The organism is Halobium salinum, assembly GCF_026586625.1.
GTDB lineage: Archaea > Halobacteriota > Halobacteria > Halobacteriales > Haloferacaceae > Halobium > Halobium salinum.
This window is the reverse complement of the sequence record NZ_JAODIW010000008.1, coordinates 890738-910179: the sequence shown is the minus strand read 5'-3', so window position 1 is coordinate 910179 and position 19442 is coordinate 890738. Positions and strand designations below refer to the sequence as shown.

At 69.3% G+C, this 19442-nt stretch carries 19 protein-coding genes; 4 read left to right on the top strand and 15 right to left on the bottom strand.

Going from position 1 to position 19442, the window contains the following annotated elements:
- Window positions 1-47 precede the first annotated feature (47 nt).
- Window positions 48-1349 (bottom strand): S8 family serine peptidase, encoded by a 1302-nt coding sequence (locus N5095_RS16785; protein ID WP_267624283.1) that lies wholly within the window; start codon window positions 1347-1349, stop codon window positions 48-50.
- Between the two features lie 130 nt (window positions 1350-1479).
- Here N5095_RS16785 and N5095_RS16780 point away from each other — a divergent pair, with 130 nt between their 5' ends.
- Window positions 1480-1836 (top strand): cell division protein SepF, encoded by a 357-nt coding sequence (locus N5095_RS16780; RefSeq protein WP_267624282.1) that lies wholly within the window; start codon window positions 1480-1482, stop codon window positions 1834-1836.
- A 93-nt stretch (window positions 1837-1929) separates the two neighbouring features.
- On the opposite strand, the gene N5095_RS16775 is transcribed toward N5095_RS16780, so the two are convergent.
- From N5095_RS16775 to N5095_RS16760, 4 genes are all read right to left on the bottom strand, one after another.
- Window positions 1930-2454 carry a hypothetical protein gene (locus N5095_RS16775; RefSeq protein WP_267624281.1) on the bottom strand — a complete coding sequence of 175 codons (525 nt, stop codon included), beginning with the start codon at window positions 2452-2454 and terminating at the stop codon, window positions 1930-1932.
- 48 nt (window positions 2455-2502) lie between these two features.
- Window positions 2503-2826 carry a NifU family protein gene (locus N5095_RS16770; RefSeq protein WP_267624280.1) on the bottom strand — a complete coding sequence of 108 codons (324 nt, stop codon included), beginning with the start codon at window positions 2824-2826 and terminating at the stop codon, window positions 2503-2505.
- Between the two features lie 138 nt (window positions 2827-2964).
- Window positions 2965-4548, bottom strand: a complete 1584-nt coding sequence (locus N5095_RS16765; RefSeq protein WP_267624278.1) for an LVIVD repeat-containing protein — start codon at window positions 4546-4548, stop codon at window positions 2965-2967.
- A 122-nt stretch (window positions 4549-4670) separates the two neighbouring features.
- Window positions 4671-7034 (bottom strand): bifunctional metallophosphatase/5'-nucleotidase, encoded by a 2364-nt coding sequence (locus N5095_RS16760; RefSeq protein ID WP_267624276.1) that lies wholly within the window; start codon window positions 7032-7034, stop codon window positions 4671-4673.
- Between the two features lie 184 nt (window positions 7035-7218).
- Between N5095_RS16760 and N5095_RS16755 the strand changes: the two genes are divergently transcribed.
- Window positions 7219-7707 carry a YciE/YciF ferroxidase family protein gene (locus tag N5095_RS16755; RefSeq protein ID WP_267624274.1) on the top strand — a complete coding sequence of 163 codons (489 nt, stop codon included), beginning with the start codon at window positions 7219-7221 and terminating at the stop codon, window positions 7705-7707.
- Between the two features lie 30 nt (window positions 7708-7737).
- Here N5095_RS16755 and N5095_RS16750 read toward each other — a convergent pair whose 3' ends face one another.
- The 5 genes from N5095_RS16750 to N5095_RS16730 all read right to left on the bottom strand — a co-directional run bounded on the left by N5095_RS16750 (window position 7738) and on the right by N5095_RS16730 (window position 11436).
- A complete protein-coding gene (locus tag N5095_RS16750) occupies window positions 7738-8706 on the bottom strand; it encodes an ROK family protein (protein WP_267624272.1) in 969 nt (322 codons plus the stop codon).
- An 89-nt stretch (window positions 8707-8795) separates the two neighbouring features.
- Entirely contained in the window at window positions 8796-9485 is a 690-nt protein-coding gene (locus N5095_RS16745) for a TIGR00266 family protein (RefSeq protein WP_267624270.1), read from the bottom strand.
- A 136-nt stretch (window positions 9486-9621) separates the two neighbouring features.
- The gene (locus N5095_RS16740) at window positions 9622-10053 is read right to left on the bottom strand and encodes a VOC family protein (RefSeq protein WP_267624268.1); all 432 of its coding nucleotides are present in this window, start codon (window positions 10051-10053) and stop codon (window positions 9622-9624) included.
- Window positions 10054-10300: 247 nt separating this feature from the next.
- Window positions 10301-10786: a universal stress protein gene (locus N5095_RS16735; protein ID WP_267624266.1), complete on the bottom strand. Its 486-nt coding sequence runs from the start codon at window positions 10784-10786 to the stop codon at window positions 10301-10303.
- A gap of 191 nt (window positions 10787-10977) precedes the next feature.
- Window positions 10978-11436 carry a universal stress protein gene (locus tag N5095_RS16730; protein WP_267624264.1) on the bottom strand — a complete coding sequence of 153 codons (459 nt, stop codon included), beginning with the start codon at window positions 11434-11436 and terminating at the stop codon, window positions 10978-10980.
- A 152-nt stretch (window positions 11437-11588) separates the two neighbouring features.
- On the opposite strand from N5095_RS16730, the gene N5095_RS16725 reads away from it, so the two are divergent.
- The gene (locus tag N5095_RS16725) at window positions 11589-12326 is read left to right on the top strand and encodes an SDR family NAD(P)-dependent oxidoreductase (RefSeq protein WP_267624262.1); all 738 of its coding nucleotides are present in this window, start codon (window positions 11589-11591) and stop codon (window positions 12324-12326) included.
- A gap of 7 nt (window positions 12327-12333) precedes the next feature.
- Here the strand turns inward: N5095_RS16725 and N5095_RS16720 are convergent, their stop codons facing one another.
- From N5095_RS16720 to N5095_RS16700, 5 genes are all read right to left on the bottom strand, one after another.
- Window positions 12334-13194 carry a DUF5694 domain-containing protein gene (locus tag N5095_RS16720; protein ID WP_267624260.1) on the bottom strand — a complete coding sequence of 287 codons (861 nt, stop codon included), beginning with the start codon at window positions 13192-13194 and terminating at the stop codon, window positions 12334-12336.
- Between the two features lie 89 nt (window positions 13195-13283).
- Window positions 13284-13820, bottom strand: coding sequence for a PaaI family thioesterase (locus N5095_RS16715; RefSeq protein ID WP_267624258.1), 537 nt, complete (start codon window positions 13818-13820; stop codon window positions 13284-13286).
- Between the two features lie 301 nt (window positions 13821-14121).
- Window positions 14122-15063, bottom strand: a complete 942-nt coding sequence (locus tag N5095_RS16710) for a homoserine dehydrogenase (RefSeq protein WP_267624256.1) — start codon at window positions 15061-15063, stop codon at window positions 14122-14124.
- Window positions 15060-15632 (bottom strand): amino acid-binding protein, encoded by a 573-nt coding sequence (locus N5095_RS16705; protein ID WP_267624254.1) that lies wholly within the window; start codon window positions 15630-15632, stop codon window positions 15060-15062. The genes N5095_RS16710 and N5095_RS16705 overlap by 4 nt, the downstream gene beginning before the upstream one ends.
- 437 nt (window positions 15633-16069) lie before the next feature.
- Window positions 16070-18253 (bottom strand): elongation factor EF-2, encoded by a 2184-nt coding sequence (locus tag N5095_RS16700; protein WP_267624252.1) that lies wholly within the window; start codon window positions 18251-18253, stop codon window positions 16070-16072.
- A 216-nt stretch (window positions 18254-18469) separates the two neighbouring features.
- Between N5095_RS16700 and N5095_RS16695 the strand changes: the two genes are divergently transcribed.
- A complete protein-coding gene (locus tag N5095_RS16695; protein ID WP_267624250.1) occupies window positions 18470-19237 on the top strand; it encodes a DUF5781 family protein in 768 nt (255 codons plus the stop codon).
- The last annotated feature ends 205 nt before the right edge of the window (window positions 19238-19442 follow it).

Sequence of the window (19442 nt, the reverse complement as noted above, 5' to 3'; positions counted from 1 at the left end):
GGCGACGACCGCGCTCCGGCGGTCCGTCTCGGCTCTCGGTCCGAGCGCTACCTGCCCGTGGCCCTCACCGTCGCCGCCGCGCCGGCGTCGACCAGCCCCGCGCCCTGTCGCGCTCGGCGGACGCCGGGCAGTCGCTCGGCCGTCTCGAGCATTCGGCTCCGCACCGCGTCCGGAGCCGCCGCCGACACGCCGATTTCCGCCGTCTCCCCGGCCCCCTCAGCCTCCGCCGTCTCCTCGGCGAGCGCCTGCCACACGAGGGCGGCGGCGCCGGCGACGTGGGGCGCCGCCATCGAGGTTCCCGAGAACGTCCCATGCTCCCCGTCGAGGAGGGTCGACTCGATTCCGACGCCCGGCGCCGCGAGGTCGACGCCGCGGCCGCGGTTCGAGAACGTCGCCACCGCGTCGCTCCGGTTCGTCGCGACCACCGCGAGGACGCTGTCGTAGCGTGCGGGGACGACCTCGGCGACGTTCCCGCCCTGGTTGCCGGCGGCGGCGACGAGCAGGACGCCGCGGTCGGCCGCGTATCGGCAGGCCCACCGGAGCAGCCACGACTCCCGGTCGCGACCGACGACCGCGTTGAAGCTGAGGTTCGCTACCTGCCACCCCCGACGCGCGACGTACCTGATGCCGGCCGCGATGTCGGAGGTGAAGCCGGCACCGGCGTCGCCGAGCACCTTCACCGCGTGCAGTGTCGCCCCCGGGGCGACGCCGACGACGCCCCGGCCGTCGTTCGCGGCCGCGACGACGCCGGCGACGTGGGTGCCGTGTCCGTTCCCGTCGTGCCAGTCGCGGGGCCGAGTGCGGGGCGACTCGAACGGGAGCCGACCGGTGAAGTCGGCGCCGTCGCCGAGGTTCGCCCGGAGGTCCGGGTGCCCCCGGGCGATGCCGCTGTCGACGACGGCGACGTGGACGCCGGCGCCCGCGTACTCGACGCTCGGCTGTCCCGTCCAGGCGAGGTCGGCGTCGATGCGCTCGACGCCCCACGGGACCCGCTGTTCGTCGGCCGTTCGGCGTCCGAGGGTCGTTCGTCGTCCGTGGGCCGCCGGCCCTCCGGCGGCCGTGGCGACGTAGTCCGGTTCGACGAACGCGAGCGGAAATCGCCGACGAAGCCGGTCGAGCACCGCGTCGTCGAACTCGCCGGCGACGGCGCTCCCGACGCCACCGAAGTCGAGGACGCGGTGGACGCGTCGGGCGTAGCGTTCGACGAGGCGGCGGAGTCGGGCGGAGCGGACGCCGACCACGAGCCGTTCGGGGTGGGCGGCGACGCGACCCGCGAGAGACGACGTGAACACGCCGACCGAGCCGAGCGCGACCCCTCGGAGCACGGACCGGCGTGAGAGCGTGGGCATAGACAGAACTGGTACGCGCGTCGTCAGCATCAACGTACGGTGATGTCTGAATACGAACCAGTCGGTTATGCCGAACGCGTCAGACGACGGTCTGACGAAGATACAAGGACCGGAACCCCGAGGGCCACACATGGGCATCATGAGCAAGCTCGTGGGTGGGGGGCCCGCCCACACGACCGAGGACTACGTCGAACTCGACCTCGACGAGGACTTCGACACCGCACGCGGCGAGGCCGGCATGACCGTTCGTATCGCCGAAATCTCCGACCAGCAGGACGTCATCGCCATCAAGGACGCCGTCTACGACGGTGACTTCGTCATCGCGGACATCACCCGCCTCCGCACCACGGATCGCACCGTCCAGCACATCATCGACGAGCTCCAGCAGGTCGCCCACGAGGTCGACGGCGACATCGTCCAGAAGGGCGACGACCAGATAATCGTCGCACCAACGGGCGTCGCCATCTCGCGCGAGAAGCTCAACTGACCGGACCGACGCGACGATTCGAGCGGACACTCACTGGAACTGAGGCCACGACGTCGCGCCGGGGCGACCCGGCGTAGCTGCTCTCTTCGACGGTCACGACGGCGCGGAGCGACAGGTGACGTCGGCCGAGACCGGGCCCGCCGCACTGACACGCACGTCGAGCCGTAGTTTCCCCGCCTCGGCACCGCAGGTGACGGTCCCCCACCCCCGGAGCGGGCGGGAGGGAGCCCCGGCCCGCCGGAGACTCCAGACGACGGTCGCGTTCGCCGGCACGTCGGCGAACGACTTCGAGACGCCCGTCTCGGGCTGCACCGTCACTCGCCAGACGCGACGCCCGTCGTCGAGGGGTTCGACGGCCGTCGCGTTCCCGAGCGCGACGGGCGGAACCGCGGCGAGGCGCTCGACGTCGAACGTCCGGTTCGTCCCGTTCGCCCCGGCGACGCGGACGCCGTCGAGCGGTTCGGTCACGACGAACACCGACGCTCGATAGGCGGTGTCGCCGTCGTTGCTCACGAGCACCGTCGCGTCCGCTTCCGGGGTAGATGTCTGCGGTGCACCGGCACAGCCGCCCAGGACGGCGAGTACCGCGAGCGCCACCGCGAGTCGAGGAGTGGACACGGCTCTTCGGTCGGGCGGATGCGAGAAAAAAGGCCAGTCGTGGCGTACTTAGAAGTGGTCGGCCGACTCGTTCGAGAACTGAAGCTCGCCGCCGCGGCCGCCCTCGACCGTCGAGGAGCCGGAGTCGCCGGTGCTGGGGACGCGGACGGTGACGTCCTCGACCTCCTCGAAGTCCATGATGAGGTCGCGCTTGATGTTCTGGGCGGTGATGTCCGAGATGCCACAGCCCGAACAGGTGCCCCCGAGTTCGACGACGACCTCGCCGCTGTCGGGGTCGGCCTTCCGCACGACGCTCGTCCCCCCGTGCATCTGGATGATCGGCATCTGACCCACCATCCACTTCTCGATGCGCTCCGCGAACTCGTCGGTCATTGCCTTCCCTTCGCGCCGGAGACTTTGGTAGCTTGCGGTTCGTCACCCCGCACGCTCCCGTGAGAACATGTGTGTCACGAACGGTCACGCTCGGGCGTCCGTAGGGTCACTCGCGGAGGCGACCGGCGCTCGTCGTCCCTACTCGTCGCGCTCGGCTTCGCGACCGCGGGCACGACGACGGTACTGCCACGCGCCCAGTCCCAGCGCGGTGAGCGCCGCGCCGGCGCCGAAGCCGGGGGCGCTCGTCTCGGAGCGCCCGTCGCCCGCGGTCGTCCCAGCCGAGCCGCCGTCGTCGGCCGTCTCGCCGGTTTCCGACCCGGCGTCGGCCGTCCCGTCGCCGCTCCCGTTCGTCCCGGGCGTCGGCGTCGCGGTGACGATGCCGTCGTCGGTGGTCGTCGCCGACGTGTTCCCGCCTGCCCTCCCGACGCTCCCGTTTCCGCTCGTCAACGACGGCGGGTCCCGCTGGTCGCCGGCGTGGTCGGGGAAGACGTACAGCGAGGCGTCGGAGCCGGCGTAGTCGCTCCCCATGTCGCTCGCGACGTAGGACTCGCCGGGGACGGCCGCGCGGGCGGTCCAGAATCGCGCCTCGTCGGGGTCTCGCCACCAGGCGAACTCCTGTGGGTTCGCCGGGTCGCTCACGTCGTACAGCTTCACGCCGCCCTGGTACCACGAGGTGTACAGCGTCCCGTCCCGGAACTCGAAGTTGTGCGAGGTGGTCCAGACGCCCTCCATCGTCGGCCGGTCGGTCCGTGGCGGCTCGATGGTCGCGACCCGCTCCGGGTTCGTCCGGTCGGAGAGGTCGTAGAGGTCGATGCCGCTCGGTCCGCCGACGATGCCCTCCTCGGTCTCCATGGCCCACGACTCCATCCCGACGCCGAGGAGGCTCCCGTCCTCGTTCAGGGCGACGAAGTGGTCGTTTCCGGGGGGCGTGAGGCCGGTCCGGCGGGCGGCCCCGCGGCTCTCGATGGCTCGGAGCTCCGAAAGCGGCTGGCCCCGAAAGTCGGTCAGGTACGTCGGGTTCGTCGGGTCCGACACGTCGAGCAGCCACGTACCGGTGTCCCAGCAGACGAGGTACGCGACGCCGCCCTGCACCCATACGTCGTGAACCGGGCGCACGCCGCTCGGCACCTCGAGCCACGCCTCGTCGTGGTCGGCGATGGACCAGCGTGCGACCTCCGTCGGCTCCGACGCGGACTCCGACTCCGAGCCCGATACGTCGACGACGACGACCGGGTTGCGCTCCCCGTCGTTTCCGGTGAGGTAGGCGTACCCGTCCCGGAGGAAGCAGTTGTGGATGGGGTAGTCGGTTTCGAAGAACGCCCGCTCCTCCGGGTTCGCGGGGTCGGATACGTCGACGACGAGGAGACCGTGGAGCGCGTCGCCGAGGGGGTTCGCGGGGCCGACGACGAGGAGCGTGTCGCCCTCCTGTTTCACGTCGTAGATGCCCCGGAGCGGGCCGTTCTCGCGGTCGGCGAGCGGGTTCCGACGGTCGGCGAGTACCGACGGGCTGTCGTACGTGCTCACGTCGACGGTCGCGTAGCCGGTGGTCGTCGCGACGAAGGCGGTCCCCCCGTCGTCGCTCACGACGGCCTCCTTCGCCCCTTCGAGCGGGAGTTCTGCGTAGGGGCGGTAGAAGCCGGGGTGGGCACCGACACGGCTCGTCCCGAGGACGCCCGCGCCGAGGGCGGCGGCGCCGGCACGGAGCACGTCTCGTCGTCGCATCGACGTGTCGTCGGAGCCGCGAAGAAATAAGGTCGGGGGTTCGGTCGGTCGCTCGGTTCGTCCGCGACGGGTGGGCGGTCGGGCACCGTGTCCAACTACGCCCCGCTGAGGACCGTCGCCGACTACGCCTCCGCCGGCACGTCGTCGGCGTCGGTCGGGTCCGTCCCGTAGACGTTCACCTCGCGACAGTCGGTGACGCCGTCACCGTCGGTGTCGGCCACCAGTGGGTCGGTGTCGTACACCTGCACCTCCTTCGCGTCGGAGAGCTTGTCGCCGTCGGTGTCCGGGTCCTCCGGGTCGGTTCCGAGTGCCCGTTCGCGGCCGTCGGTGAGACCGTCGTGGTCGCTGTCGGCCGGTTCGGCCGGCCCGTCGCCGTCGGAATCGCCGTCCTCGCCCTCGCCGTCCTCACCGGGTGCTTCGGCGTCGCCATCACCGGACGCTTCGGTGCCGTCCTCACCCGCGTCGTCGGCGACGGTCGCGGTCAGGTCGGCGGTGAACGTCGAGTACTTCCAGTACGGTCGGTCGGCGGAGTCGGCCGTCTCGTAGGCGCCGAACACGTCGAGTTCGGTCACGCTTCCGTCCGCTCCGTCCGTGAGGCCGGTCAGCGCCGCGTCGTCGAATCGGACGACCAGCTCGCCCGTCTCGGCGTCGTAGCTCACGCCGTCGGCGAAGACCGGCTCCGCGTCGGGCGACTGCGGGACCGCGTAGACGCTCCCCTCGCGCACCGAGTCGAGGTCGGCGGGGGCGTCCATCCGCAGGACGACCGTCCCCTCACCGTCGAGGTCCACCGAGGGGTCCTCGGCGGGCGCGGCCGCCGAGACGCGGAGCATACGTCCCTCGACCTCGGGCGACACCGTCCCCTGCGTCTGCAGGTAGTCGATGACGGTCGTCGCGAGCAGCTGGTCGGTCTCGTTCAGGCGCGTCGCGTTCTCCAGCGGGTAGCCGCTCCCGCCGTCGGCCATGTAGTTGTTGACGGCGACGGCGTACGTCTCGTTCGCGTCGAGGGGCTCCCACGCGGGGTCCTCCGTCGGGCCGGCGCGGTTGACGGACACGTCCGTCACCTCGCCGCTCGACTCGTTCCACTCGAAGCGGACGCCGCTGGTCTGCTGGCTGATTTCGGCGCCGAACTCCTGGCCGGTGTCGCTGTCGAGGGTGATGACCTGGCTCTCCAGGGTCTCCTCCAGTTCGGCGCCGGTCAGTTCGACCGTAACGAGCGTGTTCGAGAACGGCAGGGTGTTGAACACGTCCCCGCCGGTGATGTTGCCGGGGCCGTACACCGAGTCGGAGCGGATGCCGCCGGCGTTCGTGATGGCCACGTCGGCGTCCGCCTCGGCGCGCATCGCGTCCGTCACGAGGTTGCCGTAGTTCGTCTCGCGGTGGTAGTTGGCCGCGAACGTCGCGTTCAGCGGCGTCTCGGTCTCGGCGACCACCGTATCGAGGTTCGCCTCGGCGCGGTACTCGTTGATGATGCGCGAGGCCGTCTCGTTCTTCGGCGTCTCGTTCGTCACCTCGACGAGTCGGCCGTTCCAGGCCGTCACCTCGCCGTCCTCGACGGTGAGGTTGAGTTCGCCGAGGTACTGCGCGCGGGCGACGCCCTCGGTGATGACGGTACCGGAGGTCTCGTTCGGCGGGTAGTAGACCTCGTCGTCGCCGACGGCGATGACGTCGATGTCGCCGTCGTCGGCGCGTGCGACCTCCTTCGCGTCGGGGACGCCGGTGTGGGCGAGCGCGACGACGACGTCGACGTTCTTCTGGTTCTTCAGGTAGCTCGCGGCCTCGGGGCCGGCCTCGGAGACGTTTCGGACCGTCACGCCCTTCGCCGCGAAGTCGATGTTCGTCTTCCCGTAGGTCGCGCCGCGGTCGACGAGGCCGATGAAGCCGACGCGGACGCCGTCACGCTCGACGATGGTGAAGTTCTCCGTGCCGTCGAACGTCTCGCCGGTAGAGTTGTTGACGACGTTCGTCGCGAGCCACGGGAACTCGGAGGCCTCGGTGACGTTGTCTATCTCGTCGTAGCCGTAGTCGAACTCGTGGTTGCCGACGACGTCGGCGTCGGGGTCGACCTCGTTGAGCACGGCGACGGGGGCGCGCCACTGGCTCACCGGGGAGAGCGCGTGCGGACCGATCTGGTCGCCCGCGCCGGCCACGACGGTCGGGTTCTCGTGGGCCTGGCGTCGCTCCTCGATGAGCGTCACGAGCCGCGAGAAGTTGCCGTCCTCGGCGGCGGCGGTCTGGACGTCGTTGTACGTGAGCAGCGTCACCGTCGTCGGACCGCTCGCGTTCGGTTCGTCGGTCGCGTTCGTCGTCGAATTCGTGTCGTTCGCGGCCGCGCCGTCGACCTGCAGTGAGGCGTCGGGTGAAATCGCGGTCGGAGTCGTCACTGGGGATGCTGGGGTTGGGGTCCCCGCGAGCGCCGTCCCGACGACCGGGGCGAACCCGGCCGTCACGAGGAAGACGGCGACGAGGGGGACGAGTGCACGTCGCATGCGGATGGAGAACTGTGGAGTACCCGAATAAACTTAATTGCCGACCAGTACTTGGCGTATCGGTTCGATTCCGTGAAACGAGTTGCAGTACGGAGTGGTACTGGTTAGCCCTCGGAAACGTCTCGCCGATAGCTCCAGAGCGGCCACAACGGTATTCCTGGCAGCCTCCTGAACCATTGATGCAATGTCGGCCCAGACCATCGAGGACCTGTTCGAGCACGAACTGGAAGACATCTACTTCGCCGAGCACGAGCTCACGGAGTCCTACGAGCGAATCGCCGAGCAAGTCGAAGACGAGGAGCTGAAGGAGTTCGTCGAGTCCCACATCGAGGAGACCGGGACGCACATCGAGCGGCTCGTCGACGTCTTCGAGACGATGGGCGAGGCGCCCCAGACGGAGGAGTGTGAGGGTATCGAGGGGCTGCTTGCGGAGTGGGAAGAGTTCGCCGAGGAGAACGAGCCGGGTCCCATCATGGACTACTACAACCTCGTGACGCTGATGAAGACCGAGCGTTACGAGCAGTCGGCCTACGAGAGCCTCGTTGCACTCGCTGAGCAACAGGGGAAGGACGAGGCCGCCGACCTGCTCCGGTCGAACCTCGAGGAGGACGAGGAGAGTCTCGACCGCCTCGCGGAGATGGCCGATAACTACGACTACGACTCGCTGTCCTGAGCGGGTCGTCGCCGCCGGGCGCGATTCTTTCTACAGCCGGCTCCTGTCACCGGTGCCACCGGTCAATGCGCTCGCCACGGCCCCCTCGATGACGACTTCGTCGCCGAGCGTCGTCAGCTGAATCTCGGGGACGTTGATGAACACCATCTCCTCCAGCTTCTCGCGGACGGGGTCGAGGGTGAGTTCGGGGTTGTTGAGCGCGACGGCGCCGCCGACGAAGACGATGAGCGGCGCGTAGGCGTGGATGACGTTCGCGACACCCATCGCGTTCCAGTGGGCCACCTGGTCGACGACGAAGTCGGCGAACTCGTCGTCGCCGGCGTGTTCGAACACGTCGACGGCAGAGAAGTCGGGGTCCTCCACGTCGAGGACGGTGTCGACCGGGTCCTCGGCGTGGAGGTCCTTCGCGTACTCGGGGATGTTGTTACCCGAGCAGTACGCCTCCCAGTGGCCGTCGAGGCCACAGCCACAGGTGCGCTGGCCGTGCGGGTCGATGGTCATGTGGCCGACCTCGCCGGCGTTGCCGTCCCACCCTTCGAGGACGTTCCCGTCGACGCAGACGCCGGCGCCGACACCCGAGGAGATGGTGAGGTACACCATGTCGTCGGGGTTGCGGTCGCTGTGGAAGCGTTCGCCGATACAGCCGGCGACGGTGTCGTTGTGCAGGTACACTTCGTCGGTGTCGAGGAGCTTCGACACCGGACCCGTAAGCGGGATGCGGTCGATGGTGTCCGGCAGGTTCGCCGGGTTCTCCACGGCACCCTCGGCGAGGTCGAGCGGCCCGATGGAGGCGATGCCCGCGGCGACCGCATCCTCGGGGTCGACGCCGGCCTCCTCACACGCCTCCCGGACGCACGACAGCACCGCCTCGGTGACCGCGATGCCCGTCGGCCCGCGGGGGGTCCCCGTCGTGCTCTTCGCGAGGATTTCGGCGTTCCCGTTCGCGACGGCCGCACGGAGGTTGGTCGCCCCGAGGTCGATGCCCACGTAGTAGGCCATTACAGAGACACCCGCCCGGACGGCACTTAACTACACTCCTCTCGCGTTCCGTGACGGGCCGGAACGGCTATGTTCGGCGCCCTACCGTGTCACTGGCCACCAGCGCTCGGGGCGGGCTGTGGCAGTTTCGGTATCAGCCACGCGAGGAACGCGTCGGGGGAGCGCGACTGGAGCCACACCCGCCCGGGACCGGTGAACTCACACACCAGCCCCTCGCCGGAGAACAGCGTCGAGCGCAGGCCGCCGACGCGCCGCACGTCGAACGACGCGCTCCCCTCGAAGGCGACGACGTGGCCGGTGTCGACGGTGTAGCGCTCGCCGTCGGCGAGGTCCACCTCCTGGATGGCGCCGTAACTGGAGAGAAAGGCCGGCCCCGTCCCGGTCATCTCCAGCAGGAAGAACCCTTCTCCACCGAAGAACGTCCGGCCCCCGCCGAACTTCGTGTCGAGGTCGACGCCGTCGCCCGAGGCGAGGTACGACCCGGACTGGACGAGCAGGGTCTCGTCCTCGAGGTCGTGACGCACTACGTCACCCGGGAGCGCCGGCGCGAGCGTGACGTGGCCGGCCTCGCGGGCGACGAACGTGTTCTGGAAGAACGACTCCCCGCCGAGCACGCTCCGTTTGAGCGAGCCGAGGATGCCGCCGCTCGCGGCCGTCTCCACGTCGACGCCGCCGGTGTAGCTCACCATGGCGCCGGCCTCGGCGCGGACGCGCTCGTCGGCGTCGAGGTGGACGGTCAGGAGGGCGAAGGAGGGTCGGTGGTCGATTTCGTGTCGCACGAGTGTCGACACGTCGGGCGAGGAGATGTACGTTACTCCGGTTCCCGGAGGTCGGTAACGGTTAGCGGGACGGGGGAGGCAGGACGAGGCGGCGCGGGACGGGATGGGTCGGGCGGCGATTCGACCGGGTCGCCGACTACGACCGGTCCGCCGGGCCGCCCATCACGTCCTCGAAGGGCCGTTCGGCGTCGACGACCGCCGAGAAGACGAGTTCGTACCCGTCCGGGTCGCGGACGGAGAGTTCGCGGGTGTTCCACGCGGTCTCCGTCGGTGTCGGCGGCTCCGCATCGTCACCGACTGCCCCGGCACGGGCGGCGACGTCCTCTACGGACTCGTCTTCGAGCGTGAGATACACCTCGACGCCGGTCCCGCGTGGGTCGGTGGCCGGCCCGTCCTCCCGGACGAGCATCACGTCGGCGTACTTCCGGTAACGGAGGTGAACCACCCCCGGCATCGAGAACACGACCGCGAAGCCGAGCGCCTCGTACCAGTCCGTGGAGCGCTCGACGTCGGCGACGGTCAGTCGGGGGAACAGCGGCATCGGGTAGACGTCGTGGTCGGATGACATCGTGACGGTCTCTCGTCTCCCCTCGAAGCGACGACGCACGATAACGCTCGCGGAAGTGTGACAGGGGACGACGGGGGAATACGGTGTGAGAAACCGACGGGAGGACAGCGCCGAAGCGGGGCGACATCGACAGAACCGGAGAGGGCCGACGAAGACGGGGAGAGCCGAGGAAGGCGGGAAGAGCCGACGAGAGCGGAGTGGGCCACAGCCCGCAGAGCGCAGATGGGTTGGTCAGTCGGTTACGTGCCTATTCGGTGTCGGCGCGGACGAACGTCACGGGACACGGCGAGGAGAGGATGACCTCCTGTGCCGTGCTGCCGAAGACGGCCTTCCCGGTCGGCGAGCGCTTGCGGCCGCCGACGAGGACGCGGTCGGCCTCGGTCTCGCCGGCGAGGTCGACGATGGCCTTCCCCCTGTCGCCGACGATGCCGCGGACCTCGTACTCGACGCCCGCATCCTCCAGTTGCTTCGCGAGTTCGCGCAGGGTCGAGTGCCGGCGGGCGACCACGTCGGGCGTCGCCTCGCTGTCCCGGCTGAAGTCGAGTCGCTCGCGGTTCTCCGCGTACTCCTCCTCGCTGAAGACGTGCGCCAGAACGACCGTCGCGTCGGCCGGGCCGGCCACGTCGATCGCTTCCTCGACGATGCGGTCCACGCGGTTCTCGTCGCTCGCGCCGACGGCGACGAGGACAGTTTCGAGACCGGTCGTCCGCTGCTTCTGGGCTGTCGTGCTCATTGTACTTCCTGCTTGCCGCCCCGTCGTCTTAAATCTGTCGCGAGAATTTACTCGATTCTGAATAACAAATCACGATTCCTCACGGATTGCCGGTTCCTCACACACGGCGGTGTCGTGTTGCCACTGGTTACGGAGAAGGTGGATGGGTGAAGGAGACGGGTTCGAGACGGACTCTCTGGGGCACCCGTGTCTCACTCGGTGTCCTCGCGGACGAACGTCACCGGACAGGGCGAGGAGAGCAACACCTCCTGTGCCGTGCTGCCGAAGACGGCTTTCCCGGCCGGCGAGCGCTTGCGGCCGCCGACGAGGACGCGGTCGGCGCCGACCTCGTCCGCCATCTCGACGATGGCCTCGCCGCGTTTCTCACTGACCGTGCCCCGGACCTCGTAGTCGAGGTCCGCCTCCTCGAACGCCTTCGCGATTTCCCGGAGCGCCGTGTGGCGACGAGCGACCACGTCCGGGGTCACCTCGCTGTCCCGGGCGAAGTCGAGGCGCTCGCGGTTCTCCGCGTACTCTTCCTCGCTGAACACGTGTGCCAACACGACGGTGGCGCCGCTGGGTTCGGCGACGTCGATGGCCTCTTCGATGAGTCGGTCCACGCGGCCCGCGTCGGTCGCGTCGACGGCGACGAGAACGGTTTCGAGTCCCATTGGTGTACGACCTGTTCATTGTTCTCATGGCACACGACTTTACCGTTCCGCCCGTTCGGGCGGTCGGCGGGGCCGGGGGCGGAGACGGGGCCGGGTTCGGAGTCGCCGACACGGCCACGACGGCTATGTCCACCCGCTCCTCAGTCTCGACCATGCTCGACCCGGACCTCTCCGGACGCACCGCACTCGTCACCGGCAGCGCGAAGGGCATCGGCCGCGCGCTCGCACTCGCCGTCGCCGACGCCGGCGCCGACGTGGCGGTCCACTACCACTCGAGCGAGGACGAGGCCGCGGCGGCGGCCGAGGAGGCCCGCGACCGCGGCGTCGAGGCGACGACGGTCCAGGGGGACGTCACCGACCCCGACTCCGTGGACGACCTGTTCTCGCAGGTGGAGTCGGAACTGGGGACCGTCGACGTGCTCGTCAACAACGTCGGCGACTTCGCACCCTCCCACTGGGAGGACATCGACCACGACACCTGGATGCGCGTACTGAAGACCAACTTCAACGGCACCGCCTTCTGTGCGAAGCGTGCGCTCCCCGGGATGCGCGAGGAGGGGTGGGGTCGTATCGTCAACGTCGGCTACGCGGGCAGCGAGAAGGCCCTCGCGAACGCGAAGAACTTCCCCTACTTCGTCGCCAAGACGGGCGTCCTGATGTTCACCCGGATGCTCGCCGCCGACACCCAGGACGAGGGCATTACGGTCAACGCCGTCTCACCCTACGTCGTCGAGAACTCCGACGAGTTCCCGGACGACCTCCCCCGCGGCCGACCGGCGCAGTTCGAAGACATGCAGCAGGCCATGCTGTTCTTCCTCGACGAGGGGAGCGAGTACATCAGCGGCGAGAACGTCGAGGTCGACGGCGGCTGGATTCCGGAGAAGTTGTAGTCCGCCGCTACTCCCCTTCGCTTTCGAGCAGCGGCAGGGGGCTCACGGGGTGGAACATCGGCGCCTCCGTGAACAGGTGCCGGAGGGCTCGAACGTGGCCGTTGCCCACGACGACGAGGACTCGGTCGTCGTCGGCGTCCATCGTCCGCCAGACGTGGTGGACTATCCGGACGTTGCGGTCGTACCAGTACGCGAGCGCGGTGGGGCTCCCGAACGGCTCCTCGACGGCCGCCCGAACCCCGCTGTCGAACATCAGGTCGTGGTTGTCGCGGCCGAGTTCTCCCCGATTGAGCCAGCGGTGGTACTCGACGAGCGTCGACGAGGCGAGGCGCTCGTCGGCCGTCCGACCCATCTCCTCGGGGTCCGCGAGCGGCACGTCGGTCTTTCGCGCTGAGTCGACGCCGCGCCCCGCGAACGGGTCCGGCTCGTACCGCGACTTCTCGGGGTGTTCGTCGACGGCGGCGACCCGGTCGTGGCCGAGGCGGTCCGCGAGCCGGAAGCCGACCTGCACGACCTCGCTCCGGCACTCGGTGGCCGGCCCGTCACGCTCGCCGTCTGGCGAGGGGAACGCCTCCTCGCGGTCGTACGCGCGCTCGCCCGACCGGTACTCCTCGTACCGGTCGTTGAGCTCGTCGTCCCGGTCGTACGGGCGTTCGACGGCGATGCGGTCCGGCTCCCACTCGGCGAGTCGGTCGACGAGGTCCCGAAGCTCCGCCTGCCGGGCCTCGGCGAGTACGTCGTCGGCGTCGACGTTCACCTCGTCGAGCCCGGGGTTGTCCATGTGGTACGTCCCGAGGAGCAGCACCTCGACCTGCCCCTCGCGGTCGGGTGTCGGCCACCCCGCCGGCGGGGTCGGCTCCGAGTTCATACCTCACTCACGGTCCGGCGGCCGCATAAGCCTCCGCAGAAACTCGCTTCTATTCGTATACTGTCAGTTGTCTCCGGTCGGACGGTGGACTACCCGTGACGCTCGCCGAAGCGCTCCGGCGGTACACGGAACGCGGCGACCTCGGCGGTGACGGTCGGTTCCGACTCCGCACCGCCCAGCTCGTCGACCGCGAACACCGCCGTCGCGACCTCGGTCCGGTCGCCGACCTCGCCGTCGACCTCGGAGACGACCCGAATCGGGCGGTCGAGCGGCGTCGGCGCCCGATAGCTGAGGTGGAGGTCACCGGTGACGCAGGGATGCTCGGCCACGGTTTCCAGGGGCCGCTCCTCGCGCTCCGCGGCGGCGACCATCGCGGTCCATATCGACTGACAGTCGACGAGTGCCGCGAGCAGGCCGCCGTACATCGCGTTCGGTCCCCCCGAGGTGTGGGTCGGTGCAGGGTCCAGCTCCGCCACGAGCGCGTCGTCGACGCGGTAGCTCTCCAAGCCGAACCCGTCGGGGTTCGCGGGACCACAGCCGTAGCAGTCGAGGTCGGACCACACGTACTGGACGGGCGTCTCGTCGTCGGCGCCCGGCGGGCGACGGAAGTCGAGCGAACTGGTCATCGTCGGTGGTTCTCGACCGGCGTTCCTAAGCGCGTCGTGTTCCGGTCGTGTTTGGTGTAGGGTCGGCCGAGAGTCGACGTCGAGTCGGTGTCTCCCGAAAGCCCCCGGCCTCTCGGGTCGCGCGACTCGTTGCGCTCCTCGTCGGTCACTCGCTCCGCTCGTTCCTTCCTGCGGTGCTTCCGTCGTCGTGCTTCGCCCAGCGGCCGGCCCCTTCCGAAGGCCCACCCTACGGTCGGTCGGGAATCGTCGTCGACTCGGAGCACGGTGTGTCGCGACGAGAAAGCGCCCGCGGACGGTCTGTCTATTCCAGCCGACTCACGTCAGAGAGCACCGCCGTCGCCGTCTCCGGACCGCCGGCGCCCCGACCGGAGATGTTCAGACGACCGGCGTGGGTCGTCTCTAGTTGGACGATGTTCTGCGTGCCCGAAACGGCGAGCGTGCCGTGCTGGGGGACGAGCCGGGGGCCGACGCGGACGCCGTCGGGACGGGCCTCGCCGATGAGCCGCACCGTCCGGCCGTCCTCGGCGGCGAGGTCGAGCGCGCTGGTCGGCACCGTCGTGATGCCCTCCACCTCGGCGTCGTCGAGCGAGAACCCGCCGCCGTTGAGCACGTTCGCGAGGATGACACACTTCAGCGCGGCGTCGGTCCCCTCCACGTCGAAGGTAGGGTCGGCTTCGGCGACGCCGAGGTCCTGTGCCTCGCGGAGGACGTGCTCGTAGTCCAGCCCTTCGGCGGCCATCCGCGAGAGGACGAAGTTCGCCGTCCCGTTGAGCACGCCGCGGGCGGCGGTGATGTGGTCGGGCCCGAAGTCGTGAATCGCCGACAGAACCGGGATGGCGCCGCCGACGGTCGCTTCGAAGCGTACCTCGCCGGCGCTCTCGCGTTCGAGCGCGCGGAGGTCGTCGTAGCGTTCCGCGACGGGTCCCTTGTTCGCGAGGACGACGTGGCGGTCCGCTTCGAGGGCACGTCGGACGTGCGTGAAGCCGGGTTCGGCGTCGCCGAGCGTCGTCGGGGTGGCCTCCACCAGTACGTCGTAGTCGGCGTCGAAGACGGCCTCGGGGTCGTCGTCACCGACGACGTCGTCGCGCTCCTTGCGCCGGAGCACCGGGTCCGGGACGAGCCCGCCGGGGTCGACGGCGGCGCTCCCCGAGTCGGCGAACGCGGTGACGGAGTGACCGTAGTCGTCGGCGAGGTCGAGGACGCTCCGGCCGACCGCGCCGGCGCCGAGGACGGCGAGTCTCACGCCGACCCCTCCGTGAGCGGTTCGACGACGTGCAGGTTCTTCGCCGAGGCCACCTCGCGGACCGTCGCCAGCGTCGCCTCGGTCCGGCCGGAGCGCGTCCCCAGCCGGAGGCGGGCGCTCGCGGCCTCGTCCGGCCCCTCCGGCGCCGACAACGAGAGGTCGGTGACGGTCGCCTGCGCCCCCGACTCGACGCTTCGGACTACGTCCGAGAGGTCGGCGTCGACGAGGTCGCCCGTCAGGAGGACGACCACCTCCTCGCCGTAGCGCTCCGCGCCGGCCTGGATGACGTTGACGCCGCCGTCGCGGAGCGCCTCGACGATGGTGTCGAACCGGTCCGGCGGACACTCGAAGTCCACCTCGACCGGGATGTGGCCCCGGGGCGTGAGGTTCCCCCGCTCGTGGAGGATGGAGAGCAGGTTGCCGCCGTTGTCGGCGATAGGGTGGAGCGCGGCCAGCAGCTCCCCCGGCTCGTCGACGAGTTCGAGGCGGACGGTGTGAGCCTGCGGTCCGTCGCCGCTCCCGTCGGCCTCCATCTCCTCGGGCTCGGTCCCGGCGTCGACGCCGGTCATCGTGCTCCCTCCGTTTCGGTCCCCGAACCCGTCGACTGGGCGCGCACGCCTGTTCCTGTCGGCGCGGCGTGTGCGCTCGCGAACTCCGTGCCGATGCGACTCGAGGCGTGCGGACCCCTGTGCATACGCAGTCACGTCGCCGACGCTGCTATAAGTCTCCGTCGGTCGCAAGTGTGGCCGCGGTCCCCGGCGCTCGCCGCCCTCGTCCCGAGTGCGGGTCGCTTGTACGGTGGGTGAGACATCCGACCGGTACAAGAGGCTGCGACGTCGGCTCCATTCGGCTCCGGAGAGTATCGAGAGCGAACCCCAACGTTTCGTCTCGAACGGCGACTCAACCCCCGAGCATCGACGCGCCGCTCGGGGGTGTGAGAACGCGAAGAGAGAACAGCGAGAGACCGCACGGGTGTCAGCCCTCTGGCCGACGATTCCTCGCCTCGTTAGATGTAGTCGATGGCGGGCGAGAGCTCCTGCTTCATGCCCTTGCGCTCGCGGATTTCGCCGATTTTCTCGCGCTGGAGGTTGTCGACCAGCACGCGGAAGCCGGCGTTCTCGGTGTTCCACGACGCGCGACCCTCGGTCGCGGAGCGGATGTCGCTGGAGAAGCCGATCATCTCCTCGACGGGCGCGATGCCCTCGATGACCATGAGGTCGCCCTCCTGGAACATGTCGTCGACGCGGCCGCGTCGACCCTGAATCTCGCCGGACGCCGAACCCATGTACTCCGAGGGGACGTCGATGCGGACATCCTGGATGGGCTCCATCAGGCGGACTTCGGAGTCGATGAGCGCACGGTGGACGGCCTCGCGGGCGGCGGGGATGACCTGCGCCGGACCGCGGTGGATGGTGTCCTCGTGCAGGCGGGCGTCGTGCAGGCGCAGCAGCGCACCCTGCACCGGCTCGGCGGCGAGCGGCCCGTCGTTGAGCGCCTCCTCCATCCCCTCGATGACGAGCTCCATCGTCTCGTTGAGGTGCTGGATACCCTTCGTGTCGTCGATGAGGATGTTGGTACCGAACAGGTGCTCGAAGTTCTGCGAGGTGTCCTTGTCCATGCCGGCCTCCTGCAGCGCCTCGCGGCGCTCCAGTTCGGGCATGTCGTTGGAGATTTCGCCGAGCTGGATGGCGTCGACGATGTCCTGGCTCAGCGGCTCGACGCTGATGTAGAACTTGTTGTGGCGGTTCGGGGAGACACCCTCGACCTCGCGGGACGCCCCCTGGGGTGCCTCGCGGTAGACGACGATGGGTTCACCGGTCTTGACCGGGATACCCTGGTTCTTCTCGATACGCGTGGTGATGACTTCGAGGTGGAGCTCACCCTGGCCGCTGATGAGGTGCTCGCCGGTGTCCTCGTTGATCTCCACGCGGATGGTCGGGTCCTCCTTTGCGACCTGCTGGAGCGTCTGGATGAGCTTCGGCAGGTCGTCCATGCTCTTCGCCTCGACGGACTTCGTGATGACGGGCTCGGAGATGTGCTCGATGGACTCGAACGGCGTCATTTCGACGGAGGAGACGGTCGACCCGGCGATGGCGTCACGCAGGCCGGTGACGGCCGCGATGTTGCCGGCCGGGACGCCGCGGTCGAGCTCCTCGCGCTCGCCGCCCATGAAGATACCCACGGACTGGACGCGGTTCTTCCCGGCCGTACCGGAGACGAACAGCTCCTGCCCCTTCTTGATGGTGCCGGAGAAGACGCGCCCGGTGGCGATTTCGCCGGCGTGGGGGTCCATCCCGATGTCGGTGACCATGAAGACGACGTCGCCCTCGTCCTCGACATCTCGCATCTGGTGGGCGAGGTCGGACTCGGCGTCGCCGCGCCAGATGCGCGGGACACGGCTCGGCTGTGCCTGGAGCGGGTTCGGGAAGTGCTCGGCGACCATGTCGAGCACGACGTCCGAGAGCGGCGTCCGCTCGTGGAGCTCCTGGCGCTCGTCGTTGCGCTCCATCTCGATGATGTCGCCGAAGGAGATACCGGTCTCCTCCATCGACGGCATCGAGACGCCCCACTTGTAGAGGGCGGAACCGAAGGCGACGGTGCCGTCCTCGACGGAGACGGACCAGTCGTAGTCCTCCTCCTCGAGCATGCCGCGGATGAGCTCGTTGACGTCGTCGATGACGTCGAGCAGGCGCCGCTGCATCTCCTCGGGCCCCTCCTGGAGCTCGTTGATGAGGCGGTCGACCTTGTTGATGAACAGCGCCGGCTTGACGCCCTCGCGGAGCGCCTGCCGAAGCACCGTCTCCGTCTGAGGCATCGCGCCCTCGACGGCGTCGACCACCACGAGCGCACCGTCGACGGCGCGCATCGCTCGGGTCACGTCGCCACCGAAGTCGACGTGGCCCGGGGTGTCGATGAGGTTGATGAGGTGGTTCTTGTCGTTCCACTCGTGGGTCATCGAGACGTTCGCCGCGTCGATGGTGATCCCACGCTCCTGCTCGTCCTCCTCGGTGTCCATCGCGAGCTGCTGGCCGGCCGTCTCGTCGGAGATCATGCCGGCGCCCGCGAGGAGGTTGTCCGAGAGGGTCGTCTTACCGTGGTCGACGTGTGCGGCGATGGCGATGTTCCGGATGTTCTCCGGCTTGTCCATCAGCCGTTCACACTCTTGGACGATTTTCTTTCGTCGGCCCATTACAGTCCTCTTTCTATAGGAGGGTCAAAAGGGTAGTGTTTCGCCGTGAAGGCGAGAGGCGGCCCGTTTCGGCCGATTGGACGTTACTGAATCTCTAGCACTCGCGGGGGAGAGCCGGTCGGCCGCCGGGCCACCCCCGTTGGGGAAGAAGGCGGTGATTACTGCCGGGGTAGGGTCACAACAGTGATACCCGCCCGGCCCGTGGTACTGCTACGCATGGACGTTCACGTGCAGGGTGCCGCGGCCCCCGACCCGTTCCTCTCCGCCGCGGACCTGTTCGAGACCGAACACGAGCTCTCGCTCCCGGTCGTGGTGCAAGTACGGGAGGACCCCGACGAGCGAACGTGGGCCGGCCACTATCCGAACCGACACGTGTTGAACATCTCCCGACAGGCCGCCACGAGCGCCATGGCCCGGGAGCTCGCGCTCCACGAGTTCTCACACATGGCCCGGTACGAAGAGGCGCACGCCTCCCACACGCAGTCCACCGACGAGGCGCTGTTTCTGGCGTTCTCCGGCCGGTCGGTCGAGCGACGCAAGCTCGCGCACTGCTACCAGATAGCCAACCACATGAAGGATATCTACGCCGACGACATCACGCTCTCGGTGGCGCCGGCGGACAAACTGCTCGCCTTCCTCGAGTCGCGTCTCGCCGCCGCGGTCGCCGACCGCCCCACCGCCCGCCCGGACGACTGGACCCGCCTCACCGCCGGCTCCGACCCCGACATCACCGCGGTCAACGCCGCGTTCGCGCTCGCGCTCGTCGAGCGTCACGGCCTCGTCGACGACGACCACCGCCTCTACGACCTCGCGCACGCCGCCGCCGACGACGCCCCCGGCGTCGACTTCGAGCGGTTCAACTGCCGGTTCAAGTCCCTCGCCGCCGACCCCACCGAGTCCGACTATCGGAAGGAGTTGGTGGGGGTCGCTCGCGACTACGTACTGGCGCCGGGGTCGGGGTCGGGTCAGCAGGCCGCGGACTGAGCGCCACGACGGCCGCGCGTTCGTGCGCGGCCGCCTCGCTGACGCGGTGGTCCGGCGGACTGGACTAGCCGGAGCGCCACGACGCGGACGGGCTCGTTCCGTCCGCGAATCGCTGGCGCGGAGGGACGATTAAGCGCCACGACGGCCGCGCGTTCGTGCGCGGCCGCCTCGCTGACGCGGAGGGACGACTGAGCGCCACGACGGC

Excerpts from the sequence above, each read along its gene's own strand:
- N5095_RS16715 (WP_267624258.1), bottom strand. The coding sequence starts at position 13,820 with ATGACCAGTTCGCTCGACTTCCGTCGCCCGCCGGGCGCCGACGACGAG.
- N5095_RS16720 (WP_267624260.1), bottom strand. The coding sequence starts at position 13,194 with ATGAACTCGGAGCCGACCCCGCCGGCGGGGTGGCCGACACCCGACCGC.
- N5095_RS16740 (WP_267624268.1), bottom strand. The coding sequence starts at position 10,053 with ATGTCATCCGACCACGACGTCTACCCGATGCCGCTGTTCCCCCGACTG.
- N5095_RS16735 (WP_267624266.1), bottom strand. The coding sequence starts at position 10,786 with ATGAGCACGACAGCCCAGAAGCAGCGGACGACCGGTCTCGAAACTGTC.
- N5095_RS16695 (WP_267624250.1), top strand. The coding sequence starts at position 18,470 with ATGGACGTTCACGTGCAGGGTGCCGCGGCCCCCGACCCGTTCCTCTCC.
- N5095_RS16705 (WP_267624254.1), bottom strand. The coding sequence starts at position 15,632 with ATGACCGGCGTCGACGCCGGGACCGAGCCCGAGGAGATGGAGGCCGAC.
- N5095_RS16770 (WP_267624280.1), bottom strand. The coding sequence starts at position 2,826 with ATGACCGACGAGTTCGCGGAGCGCATCGAGAAGTGGATGGTGGGTCAG.
- N5095_RS16700 (WP_267624252.1), bottom strand. The coding sequence starts at position 18,253 with ATGGGCCGACGAAAGAAAATCGTCCAAGAGTGTGAACGGCTGATGGAC.
- N5095_RS16730 (WP_267624264.1), bottom strand. The coding sequence starts at position 11,436 with ATGGGACTCGAAACCGTTCTCGTCGCCGTCGACGCGACCGACGCGGGC.
- N5095_RS16760 (WP_267624276.1), bottom strand. The coding sequence starts at position 7,034 with ATGCGACGTGCACTCGTCCCCCTCGTCGCCGTCTTCCTCGTGACGGCC.
- N5095_RS16725 (WP_267624262.1), top strand. The coding sequence starts at position 11,589 with ATGCTCGACCCGGACCTCTCCGGACGCACCGCACTCGTCACCGGCAGC.
- N5095_RS16780 (WP_267624282.1), top strand. The coding sequence starts at position 1,480 with ATGGGCATCATGAGCAAGCTCGTGGGTGGGGGGCCCGCCCACACGACC.
- N5095_RS16785 (WP_267624283.1), bottom strand. The coding sequence starts at position 1,349 with ATGCCCACGCTCTCACGCCGGTCCGTGCTCCGAGGGGTCGCGCTCGGC.
- N5095_RS16750 (WP_267624272.1), bottom strand. The coding sequence starts at position 8,706 with ATGGCCTACTACGTGGGCATCGACCTCGGGGCGACCAACCTCCGTGCG.
- N5095_RS16765 (WP_267624278.1), bottom strand. The coding sequence starts at position 4,548 with ATGCGACGACGAGACGTGCTCCGTGCCGGCGCCGCCGCCCTCGGCGCG.
- N5095_RS16755 (WP_267624274.1), top strand. The coding sequence starts at position 7,219 with ATGTCGGCCCAGACCATCGAGGACCTGTTCGAGCACGAACTGGAAGAC.